9 protein-coding genes are annotated in these 10,527 nt (G+C 67.5%); 8 read left to right on the top strand and 1 reads right to left on the bottom strand.

Annotated features, from left to right (window positions below):
• Positions 1-172: 172 nt before the first annotated feature.
• The 7 genes from AB3X43_RS06670 (at position 173) to AB3X43_RS06640 (ending at position 8,654) form a co-directional block, all read left to right on the top strand.
• Positions 173-880 carry a type IV pilus inner membrane component PilO gene (locus tag AB3X43_RS06670; RefSeq protein ID WP_369429079.1) on the top strand — a complete coding sequence of 236 codons (708 nt, stop codon included), beginning with the start codon at positions 173-175 and terminating at the stop codon, positions 878-880.
• Positions 877-1,440: a pilus assembly protein PilP gene (locus AB3X43_RS06665; protein ID WP_369429078.1), complete on the top strand. Its 564-nt coding sequence runs from the start codon at positions 877-879 to the stop codon at positions 1,438-1,440. Before AB3X43_RS06670 ends, AB3X43_RS06665 begins: the two co-directional genes overlap by 4 nt.
• Complete coding sequence (locus AB3X43_RS06660) at positions 1,437-3,620, top strand: type IV pilus secretin PilQ (RefSeq protein ID WP_369429077.1); 2,184 nt, start codon at positions 1,437-1,439, stop codon at positions 3,618-3,620. Before AB3X43_RS06665 ends, AB3X43_RS06660 begins: the two co-directional genes overlap by 4 nt.
• 25 nt (positions 3,621-3,645) lie before the next feature.
• On the top strand, positions 3,646-5,613 hold the full coding sequence (locus tag AB3X43_RS06655) for an Ig-like domain-containing protein (protein WP_369429076.1): 1,968 nt from the start codon (positions 3,646-3,648) through the stop codon (positions 5,611-5,613).
• Between the two features lie 157 nt (positions 5,614-5,770).
• Positions 5,771-6,349 carry a shikimate kinase gene (locus tag AB3X43_RS06650; RefSeq protein WP_369429080.1) on the top strand — a complete coding sequence of 193 codons (579 nt, stop codon included), beginning with the start codon at positions 5,771-5,773 and terminating at the stop codon, positions 6,347-6,349.
• Positions 6,349-7,458, top strand: coding sequence for a 3-dehydroquinate synthase (gene aroB, locus AB3X43_RS06645; protein ID WP_369429075.1), 1,110 nt, complete (start codon positions 6,349-6,351; stop codon positions 7,456-7,458). The genes AB3X43_RS06650 and aroB overlap by 1 nt, the downstream gene beginning before the upstream one ends.
• A gap of 14 nt (positions 7,459-7,472) precedes the next feature.
• Complete coding sequence (locus AB3X43_RS06640) at positions 7,473-8,654, top strand: deoxyguanosinetriphosphate triphosphohydrolase (RefSeq protein WP_369429074.1); 1,182 nt, start codon at positions 7,473-7,475, stop codon at positions 8,652-8,654.
• On the opposite strand, the gene cysK is transcribed toward AB3X43_RS06640, so the two are convergent.
• The gene (gene cysK, locus AB3X43_RS06635; protein WP_369429073.1) at positions 8,615-9,538 is read right to left on the bottom strand and encodes a cysteine synthase A; all 924 of its coding nucleotides are present in this window, start codon (positions 9,536-9,538) and stop codon (positions 8,615-8,617) included. The two genes, AB3X43_RS06640 and cysK, sit on opposite strands and share 40 nt — an antisense overlap.
• 139 nt (positions 9,539-9,677) lie before the next feature.
• Here cysK and AB3X43_RS06630 point away from each other — a divergent pair, with 139 nt between their 5' ends.
• Entirely contained in the window at positions 9,678-10,391 is a 714-nt protein-coding gene (locus tag AB3X43_RS06630) for a transposase (protein WP_369429072.1), read from the top strand.
• Positions 10,392-10,527 lie beyond the last annotated feature (136 nt).

The raw sequence follows: 10,527 nt of genomic DNA, 5'->3' as shown, positions 1-10,527 counted from the left end.
TTCGAGTTCGCCGTGCGTCTGACGCTCAAGCGTCCGCAGGACAAGGAGCAGGCGGCGCACCCGGTCATGCCTGGTGCCTCGGGTGTTCCGGCGGCGGCGGCTTCGGCCGCGCCTGCCGCTTCTGGCCCCGCTTCGTGAGGGAGGCGTGATGGCCAATACGACACGTCCCCCGATGAACATCGAATTCGAAACACTGATCGACAACGTCCAGTCGCAGTTCCGCAACCTGAACCCGAACCAGCCGGGCCAGTGGCCGCTGCTGCCCAAGCTGGCCACCTGGCTGGTGACGACCATCGTCGTCGTCGTGCTGGCCTGGTTTGGCGTGGTGTCCGATGAGGTGCAGGCGCTCGACGACGAGGCTGCCCGGGAGCTGGCGCTCAAGACCGAATACCGCACCAAGCTCGCCCAGGCGATCAACCTCGACGAGCTGCGCAAGCAGAAGCTGCAGGTGCAGGAGTACGTGACACAACTGGAGCGGCAGCTTCCCGGCAAGGCCGAGATGGACGCGCTGCTGTCCGACATCAACCAGGCCGGTGTCGGCCGCGGGCTGCAGTTCGAGCTGTTCCGGCCCGGTCAGGTGGTGATCAAGGACTACTACGCCGAACTGCCGATCGCGCTGCGTGTCAGCGGCAAGTACCACGACATCGGCTCGTTCGCGTCGGACGTGGCCAACCTGTCGCGCATCGTCACGCTGCACAACCTGGTCATCACCATGCCCGGCCTGTCGCAGGGCCAGTCGGTGCCGAGTGGCACCGGTCTGCTGGCGATGGAGGCCACGGCGCGCACCTACCGCTACCTGGATCCGGCCGAGGTCGAGGAACGCCGCCGGGCCACCGCCAAGGCGGCCAAGGACGCCAAGGCCGCCGGAGGTGGTCAATGAGCCAGCACCACCCGACCCTGAGAGTCCTGGCTGCCGTGGCGCTGGCCTGGGTGGCCGCGACGACGCTGACGGCCTGTTCCGATCCGCACGAGGAACTGCAGGCCTGGATGGACGAGCAGCGGCGCGATGCCAAGCCGCGCGTGTCGCCGCTGGTGCCGCCGCGCAAGTTCGACCCGCAGCCCTACCTGGCCAGCAACGCGGTCGAGCCGTTCAGCATCCAGAAGCTGCAGGTGGCGATCAAGCAGGAAAGCCGCCAGCCGAACTCGCTGCTGTCACCCGAGATGAACCGGCGGCGCGAACCGCTGGAGGCGTATCCGCTCGACGGGCTGAGCATGGTCGGCAGCCTGGTGCGCAGCGGCAGAACCTATGCGCTGCTGCGGGCGGACAACCTGCTGTACCAAGTCAAGGTGGGTGACTACATGGGCCAGAACTACGGCCGCATCACCCGCATCACGGAAACCGAAATTGCCTTGCGCGAAATCGTGCAGGACGCGATTGGAGAGTGGATCGAGCGCACCAGCACGCTTGCCCTCCAGGAGCGGGCCCAGGAGAAGCGATGAAGACCACCGACAAGATTGCATCCACGGACCGCTGGAGTGTTCGTCTGGCCGCGCTGGCCATGCTGGCAGCGGCGCCGGTGCTCAGCTTTGCGCAGAACGCCATCCAGTCCGTCACCAATGGCTTGCAGGGGGGCAGCGAGGTCATTCGCCTGGAGTTCAGCGAACCGCTCGCTGCGGTGCCCAAAGGCTTCGCGCTGCAGTCGCCGGCCCGTGTCGCGCTGGACCTGCCGGGCGTGCGCAATGCCACTGGGCAGAACACCCAGGAGATCAACCAGGGCAATCTGCGCTCGCTGGCGCTGGCCCAGGGCAGTGACCGGACCCGGCTGGTGCTCAACCTGAAGCAGGTCACCCGCTACCGTGCGGAGATTGATGGCAAGACCCTGGTCATCACGCTGGACCCGGTGGCCGCCGGTGGTGCGCCGTCGATCCCGAGTGCCGTGGCCGGTGTGCCGGTGCCTGTGCATTTCGCCGAACCGCAGAACACCCAGCCCGAGCGCCTGCGCGACATCGACTTCCGCCGCGGCAAGGATGGTGCCGGCCGTGTGGTCGTCGATCTGCCCAGCAACCAGGTCGGCGTGGACATCCGCCAGCAGGGGCAGAACCTGATCGTCGAATTCCTGCGTTCGTCCGCGTCCGAGGGGCTGCGGCGCCGTCTCGACGTGACCGATTTCGGTACGCCCGTGCAGGCCGTCACCACCACCCAGGTGGGCGACCGGGTCCGCATGGTGGTCGAGCCACGCGGCCACTGGGAACACAGCGCCTACCAGACCGACAACCAGTTCGTGCTGGAAGTGCGTCCCGTCAAGGTCGATCCGCAGAAGCTCACGCAGGGGCCGGGCTACGGTGGCGACAAGCTGTCGCTGAACTTCCAGAGCATCGAAGTGCGCGCGCTGCTGCAGGTCATCGCCGACTTCACCAACTTCAACATCGTCACCAGCGACACCGTCACCGGCAACGTGACGCTGCGGCTGAAGGACGTGCCCTGGGACCAGGCGCTCGACATCATCATGCAGGCCAAGGGGCTGGGCGTGAAGAAGTCGGGCAACGTGCTGTGGGTGGCGCCGAAGGAAGAACTGGCGGCCAAGGACAAGTCCGAGCTGGAATCCAAGGCCCAGGTGGCGGCGCTGGAGCCGCTGCGCACGCAGTCCTTCCAGCTCAACTACACCAAGGCCGACGACGTGGCCAAGGGGCTCGTCGGCCAGCAGAGCACCGGTGGTGGCGGTGGATCGACCAATGCCACGCGGCTGCTGTCTGCCCGCGGCAGCGTCATCTCCGAGATGCGGACCAACCAGCTCTTCGTGACCGACATCCCGGGCAAGCTCGAAGAGATCGGCCAGATGATCACCAAGATCGACATCCCGGTGCGCCAGGTGATGATCGAGGCGCGCATCGTCGAAGCCGAGGACACCTTCGGGCGTTCGCTGGGCGTGAAGCTCGGTGCGAACGACCTGCGGGGCGTGCGCGGTGGCGTGCCGGGTGTGAACCTGGGGCTGGGCAACGTGACGGTGGGCGGCACCTATGGCGGCATCGGCTACCAGACCGGGCAGACGTCCACCGGCGACTATGCCAACACCCAGTTCGTCAATCTGCCCGCCAACACCAGCACGCTGGGTGGCGCGAGCGCAGCGACCTTCGCACTGTCGCTGTTCGGTGCGGCCTCGAACCGGTTCCTGAACCTCGAACTCTCGGCGCTCGAAGCCGAGGGCCGCGGCAAGCTGGTGTCCAGCCCGAGGGTGATCACGGCGGACCAGGTCAAGGCGCTGATCGAGCAGGGCACCGAGCTGCCGTACCAGACGGCGACTTCCAGCGGCGCGACCGCGATCCAGTTCCGCAAGGCCAACCTCAAGCTCGAAGTGGTGCCGCAGATCACGCCCGAGGGCAGCATCATCCTCGACGTCGATGTCAACAAGGACAGTGTCGGCCAGCAGACTGCGGCCGGTTACGCCATCAACACCAAGCACGTGAAGACGCAGGTGCTGGTCGAGAACGGCGGCACGGTGGTGATCGGTGGCATCTTCGAGATCAGCGAGACCGAATCGGTGAACAAGGTGCCTTTCCTGGGCGACATCCCCTATCTGGGTGCGCTGTTCCGGAACAAGACTCGCGCGTCGAACAAGACCGAGCTGCTCGTGTTCCTGACCCCCAAGGTCATCACAGACCGCAACGCGGCAGCCCGCTGAACCTGAACCAACCGAAGCGATGGCAATGAACAAGATGATCTGGCGTGTCGGGGGACTGGCACTGGCGACGCTCCTGAGCGCGTGTGGCGGTGGTGGCAGCGACGCAGGCTGCAGCGTCTTCTCCGCGAGTTGCACGACCACCGGAACCGGTACCACCACGGGAACGACCACGTCGGATTCGGGCACCGTGTCGACCAGCACATCCGGCACGGTGGTGCTGTCGCTGTCGAGCGCCACGATCAGCGCCTCGACACCTGGTACGGTGACGGCGCTGGTCAAGGATGCCAGTGGCAATCCCCTGGCCGGCAAGCTGGTGACCTTTGCGGTGGCCAATGGCGTGGCCGGCGTGTCACCCATCCGCGTGACCACCGATGCCCAAGGCAACGCATCGGCCACGCTGCAGCCGGTGGCCGGTGCCATCGGCGCGGATTACGTCTCGGCGGCCGTGGACCTGAGCACCACCTCCTCGCTGACCACGCGCACGACGTTCACCGTGTCTGCCGTGAATGTGTCGCTGACCTCGGCAGTGGCCACGCCTGCCGCTGTCAGCGCCTATGGATCGTCGGTGATCACCGTCAACGTCGCGGGGGCATCGTCGTCATCGCCGGTGACCGTCAATTTCTCGTCCACCTGTGCGAGCGCAGGCAAGGCGATCATCTCGCCGGCTTCCATCACGGTCACGGGATCGACCGCCAGCACCACGTACCAGGACAACGCCTGCGCCGGAACCGACCGCGTCAGTGCCGCGATCACGGGCACCAGCCAGCAACAGCAGGTCGACTTGGCCGTGACCGCCCCGGCGGTCCAGGCGCTGGAGTTCGCGTCGGCCAGTCCGGCCAAGATCTGTCTCGCGGGCAGTGGCTGCGCAGGAACCTCGGTGATCCAGTTCAGTCTCAAGGACCAGTCCGGCAAGCCGATCGCCGGCCGCGAGGTTCTGTTCTATCTGGACAATGCCAATGTGGCCACGCTGTCCGCCAGTTCGGCCAAGACGCTGGAAACCGGCATCGCGCAGGTGTCCGTGTCCGCCAAGTCCATCCCGTCGCCGATTCGCGTGAGGGCCTCGGTGACGCTGGCTGATGGCACGACGCTCAATACCTACTCCAATGTGCTCGCTGTCAGTGCGGGCTTGCCGGTCCAGAATGCCATGAGCTTTTCTGCGGCGGCCTACAACCCGGATGGCTGGACGCGTGACGGCACGGAAAGCGACATCCGTGTGCAGCTCAACGACCGTTTCGGCAACGCGGTGCCTGATGGCACCGTGGTCAGCTTCGTCGCAGAAGGCGCGAGTGTGATTCCTTCCAGCTGCACGACGACGTCGGCCGTGTGCAACGTCAAGTTCATCACCAGCAATTTCCGACCCGCCGATGGACGTGTCACGGTGGTGGCCTTTGCCAAGGGCGAAGAAGCCTTCAACGATGCCAATGGCGACAACCTCTACACCGAGGGAGAAACCTTCACCGATCTGGGTCCGATCTTCGTGGACAAGGACGAAAACGGCGTCATGGCCGCCCAAGGCGAATATCTGACGGGTGACGCTCCCAATGGCAAGTGGGACGCCAACACCTATATCGGGGTTTCGCGTGTCTTCACCTTGTCGGACAGCTCGCGCGCGCCGCGCCTGTTCTCGGTCAATGGCAATGGTTCGTGCAGCAACACGACGCTGCCCTACCAGGTGTTGTCCCTGACCGCCAGTGGCACCTGTCGGCTGTCTGCGCGCTTTTGCATGCGCGATGCGAACAGCGCTGCCGACGCGCTCGGTGGCAATCCGGTGCCAGCCAACGCCACGCTCACGCTGGCGACCAAGGCCAAGGGCGGCTCGGTGTCCGTCGATGCCTCGCCGGTCACCGGTACCTGGACCGGTCCCACCACGCACACGGTCACGGCCGATCTGGACGACTGCACCAAGCCGCTCGAAGCCAGCGGCCCGATCGATCTGACGGTGAAGATGCCCAATGGCCAGACCTACAAGTTCGACATCGGCGTTCTGCAGTAAGCGCTGGTCGACACACGCAGGGTAGACTGACCGACCGTCCCGCACCGGTCTTCCGGTCCGGGCGATCGATCACCGACTTCCCTCCAAGAGCGTGGCCCTTTCCCTTTCCATTTCCCCGGACGACGGGGCCGGTGCTCAGCGGCCCGCGACACCCACCATCAGCCTCGTCGCCATGCCTGGCGCTGGCAAGTCCACGGCCGGACGGCACCTTGCCGGCGCGCTCGGCATGCCCTTCTTCGACGCAGATGTCGAGATCGAGCGCCGGATCGGCATGTCGATCCGCGCCTTCTTCGAGCGCGAGGGCGAGGCGGCTTTCCGCGACATCGAGCAGGAGGTGCTGGCCGATCTCGCGCACCGGGGCGGACTCGTGCTGGCCACTGGCGGAGGCGCCGTGCTGCGCGAGGCCAACCGGCAGGTGCTGCGCGACCACACGACCGTCGTCTACCTGCGCGCTTCGCCCGAAGAACTGTTTCGCCGCCTGCGCCACGACACCCAGCGCCCCCTGCTGCAGGTGGCGGACCCGCTGCGCAAGCTGCGCGACCTCTACCAGGCCCGCGACCCGCTCTACCGCGAGACGGCGCAGTTCATCATCGAGACCGGCCGCCCCTCCGTGCCGACGCTGGTCAACATGATCCTGATGCAGCTCGAACTGGCGGGCGTGGTGTCCGCGTTCCGCCCGCCCAAGGCCGCCCCGTCGGCCTCGCCCGCGGCGATCCAACGAACCAGCCCACGATGATGACGACCACGAATTCCGCAGTGACCCAGACCGTGCCGGTGTCCCTGGGCGACCGCAGCTACGACATCCGCATCGGAGTCGGCCTGCTCGACGCCGACGAGAGCTGGACCGGCCTGCCCAAGGCGGCCACCGCCGTCATCGTCACCAACACGACGGTCGGACCGCTCTACGCCGCCCGCCTGCGTGCGGCACTGGACAAGCACTATCCGCGCGTGTTGCTGATCGAGCTGCCCGATGGCGAGGCGTTCAAGGACGCCGCGACGCTGAACCTGGTCTACGACGGCCTGCTCGGCGCGGCCTGCGACCGCAAGACGGTGCTGTTCGCGCTCGGCGGTGGTGTCATCGGCGACATGACCGGCTTCGCGGCGGCCTGCTACATGCGTGGCGTGCCCTTCGTGCAGGTGCCGACGACGCTGCTGTCGCAGGTCGACTCCTCGGTCGGTGGCAAGACCGCCATCAACCACCCGCTCGGCAAGAACATGATCGGCGCGTTCTACCAGCCGGTGCGCGTGATCTGCGATCTGGATACGCTCGATACGCTGCCGCCGCGCGAGCTGTCCGCCGGGCTGGCCGAGGTCATCAAGTACGGCCCGATCGCCGATGCCGACTTCCTCGACTGGATCGAGGCGAACCTGCCTGCGCTGATGGCGCGCGACAAGGTGGCGCTGGCCTACGCCGTGCAGCGCTCGTGCGAGATCAAGGCCACCGTCGTCGGCAACGACGAGCGCGAGAGCGGCCTGCGCGCGATCCTGAACTTCGGCCACACCTTCGGCCACGCGATCGAGTCCGGGCTGGGCTACGGTGCGTGGCTGCATGGCGAGGCGGTCGGCTGCGGCATGGTGATGGCGGCAGACCTGTCGATGCGGCTCGGCCTGATGCCCGCCGGTTTCGTGGCGCGCGTGAAGGCGGTCTGTGCGCGCGCCGGCCTGCCCGTGGTCGGCCCGGCGCTGGGCGTGGACCGCTACCTGGCGCTGATGCAGGTCGACAAGAAGACCGAGGCGGGCGAGCTCCGCTTCGTCGTCATCGACCGGCTCGGCAGCGCCCGCATGCAGGGTGCGCCGGACGCCCTGGTGCGCGACGTGCTCGCCGCCCACTGCCAGCCGGCCTGACCGCGCGACACCGGATGCGCCTCGACCTCGCGCCCTGCGCCAGTGACCCGGCGCAGGGCCGCGGTCGTCGCCGTGCCGAAGCCCCGGCCCCGACCCGCAACGACTACCAGCGTGACCGCGACCGCATCGTCCACAGCACCGCGTTCCGCCGCCTCGTCTACAAGACGCAGGTCTTCCTCAACCACGAGGGCGACCTGTTCCGCACCCGGCTGACGCACACGCTGGAAGTGGCGCAGCTCGGCCGCTCCATCGCCCGCTCGCTGCGGCTGCACGAAGATCTGGTCGAGGCGATCGCGCTGGCCCACGACCTCGGCCACACCCCCTTCGGCCACGCCGGGCAGGATGCGCTGCACGCCTGCATGCGCAACCACGGCGGCTTCGAGCACAACCTGCAGAGCCTGCGCGTGATCGACGTGCTCGAAGAGCGCTACCCGGCCTTCGACGGCCTGAACCTGACCTTCGAGACCCGCGAGGGCGTGCTCAAGCACTGCGCGAAGCGCGTGGCGCGCTGGATCGATGCGCACGAGCCGGGCGGGGTGGGGCGGCGCTTCCTGGACGGCACCCAGCCCTCGCTGGAAGCGCAACTCGCCAACCTCGCCGACGAGATCGCCTACAACGCGCACGATGTCGATGATGGCGTGCGCTCCGGGCTGATCGACTTCGAGCAGGTGTGCGCGCTGCCGCTGGTGGCGCGTTTCCGCGACGAGGCGCTGGCCGAGTACCCCGAGCTGGCGCAGATGAAGAAGCGCCGGCTGCTGTCGGAAACGCTGCGGAGGATGCTGTCCGCGCAGGTCTACGACGTGATCGACACGACGCGGGCAGCGCTGGACCAGCATGCGCCGGACAGCGCCGATGCGGTGCGCCAGTTGCCGCCGCTGGTGGCGTTCAGCCCGGTGATGCGCGAGGCGAGCACGGCGCTCAAGCGCTTCCTGCTGGAGCAGCTCTACCGCCACCCGCAGGTGCTGGACACCACCGACCGGGCGCAGCGCATCGTGCGCGAGCTGTTCGCCGTCTACATCGACCGGCCGCAGGAGATGCCGGCCGACTACGCCGCGTCCCCGCTGCCGCACCGGGCGGTGGCCGACTACATCGCCGGCATGACCGACCGCTACGCCATCCGCGAGCACGAGCGGCTCACGGGGCAGCGGCTGTTCGATCAGCCTTCGGTCGGCAGGAAGCCTTCGGTCGACAGGTAGCGCTCGCCGGTGTCGTAGTTGAAGCCGAGCACCCGGGCGCCGGCCGGCAGCTCCGGCAGCTTCTGTGCGATGGCGGCCAGCGTGGCGCCGCTGGAGATGCCGACCAGCAGGCCTTCCTCGCGGGCGCTGCGGCGGGCCATCTCGCGGGCGGCTTCGGCATCGACCTGGACCACGCCGTCGAGCAGCGCGGTATGAAGGTTCTTCGGGATGAAGCCGGCGCCGATGCCCTGGATCGGGTGCGGTGCGGGTGCGCCGCCGCTGATGACCGGCGAGGCGGCCGGCTCGACGGCGAACACCTTCAGGTTCGGCCAGCGGGCCTTCAGCACCTGCGCGCAGCCCGTCAGATGCCCACCGGTGCCGACGCCAGTGATCAGCGCGTCCAGCCCGTCCGGGAAGTCGGCGAAGATTTCCTCGGCGGTCGTGCGCACGTGGACTGCGACGTTGGCCGGGTTCTCGAACTGCTGCGGCATCCACGCCCCGGGTGTGGAGGCGACCAGCTCCTCTGCCCTGGTGATCGCGCCCTTCATGCCCTTCTCGCGCGGCGTCAGCACGAACCTGGCGCCATAGGCCAGCATCAGGCGGCGGCGCTCGATGCTCATGCTCTCGGGCATCACCAGCACCAGCGGGTAGCCCTTGACGGCGGCCACCATCGCGAGTCCCACGCCGGTGTTGCCCGAGGTCGGCTCGACGATGGTGCCGCCGGGCTGCAGCGCGCCGCTGGCCTCGGCGGCCTCGACCATGGCCAGCGCGATGCGGTCCTTGATCGAACCACCGGGATTGCTGCGCTCGGACTTGATCCAGACCTCGGCGCCGGGACCGAACAGGCGGTTGATGCGGATGTGCGGGGTGTTGCCGATCGTGGCGAGAACGCTGGCAGCTTTCATGGCGAGACTCCGGGTGGTACCAAAACGAACAAGTCGAAGGAGAATGTGCATTCTGAACCATCGACAGCGTGCCTGTCCGGTGCGCACAATCCGGCTCGACTTGGACCTTGCCCTGCACTCTGCTTCCGCACTTTCGACCATGGCCCGACTGCCCCGCCTTGCCATTGCCGGTCTGGCCCACCACGTGATCCAGCGTGGACACAACCGCCAGTCGGTGTTCCTCGACGACACGGACCGCACTGCCTACCTCACCGCCTTGCGCGAGGCCGCTGCGCTGCAGCGGGTGGCGGTGCATGCCTATGTGCTGATGGACGACCACGTCCACCTGCTCGTCACGCCGCCGACGGCCGAGGCGCTCAGCAAGATGCTGCAGGCCATCGGCCGGCGCTATGTCAGCGCCTTCAATCGCCGGCATGGCCGGGTCGGCACGCTCTGGGACGGCCGCTTCCGCGCCACGGTCCTGGAGAGCGGCCCGCATGTGCTGACCTGCATGCGCTACATCGAGCAGAACCCGCAGCGTCTGATTCCACCCACTGCCGCGACCGACTACCCGTGGTCGAGCGCGCCGCACCACCTCGGACGCCGCCGCGACAGCCTCATCACCGACCACACGCTGTACTGGGCGACTGGCAACACACCGTTCGAGCGCGAATGGGCCTGGCGGCGCTTGCTCGACGAGCCACTGTCGGGCGACGAGGTCCAGGCCCATACCGACAGCGCGCTCAAGGGCTGGGCGCTGGGGTCTGGTGCGTTTCTTGCTAGCTTGGGCGCCACCACCGAGCGGCCCATAGCGCCACGCCCGCGTGGCCGTCCGGCACGCGCACCACGGCAGGGCGTGGTCGCAGAGGCTTGACCTGTCCCTATTTCAGTGTCGTGAATTTGTCGATCCACCATTAAATGAGCCTGACCCCTTTTAGTTTTGCTTGAGGGTGTCGCTGCAGTGCAGTAGATTTGCACGGTTTTCCATCGCCATACGCAGGAGTGCGCCA

It is taken from the genome of Sphaerotilus sp. (assembly GCF_041083715.1).
Taxonomy (GTDB): domain Bacteria; phylum Pseudomonadota; class Gammaproteobacteria; order Burkholderiales; family Burkholderiaceae_C; genus Sphaerotilus.
This window is presented reverse-complemented; position numbering and strand designations above follow the sequence as displayed.

Excerpts from the sequence above, each read along its gene's own strand:
- AB3X43_RS06670 (WP_369429079.1), top strand. The coding sequence starts at position 173 with ATGAACATCGAATTCGAAACACTGATCGACAACGTCCAGTCGCAGTTC.
- AB3X43_RS06665 (WP_369429078.1), top strand. The coding sequence starts at position 877 with ATGAGCCAGCACCACCCGACCCTGAGAGTCCTGGCTGCCGTGGCGCTG.
- AB3X43_RS06660 (WP_369429077.1), top strand. The coding sequence starts at position 1,437 with ATGAAGACCACCGACAAGATTGCATCCACGGACCGCTGGAGTGTTCGT.
- AB3X43_RS06655 (WP_369429076.1), top strand. The coding sequence starts at position 3,646 with ATGAACAAGATGATCTGGCGTGTCGGGGGACTGGCACTGGCGACGCTC.
- aroB (WP_369429075.1), top strand. The coding sequence starts at position 6,349 with ATGACGACCACGAATTCCGCAGTGACCCAGACCGTGCCGGTGTCCCTG.
- AB3X43_RS06640 (WP_369429074.1), top strand. The coding sequence starts at position 7,473 with ATGCGCCTCGACCTCGCGCCCTGCGCCAGTGACCCGGCGCAGGGCCGC.
- cysK (WP_369429073.1), bottom strand. The coding sequence starts at position 9,538 with ATGAAAGCTGCCAGCGTTCTCGCCACGATCGGCAACACCCCGCACATC.
- AB3X43_RS06630 (WP_369429072.1), top strand. The coding sequence starts at position 9,678 with ATGGCCCGACTGCCCCGCCTTGCCATTGCCGGTCTGGCCCACCACGTG.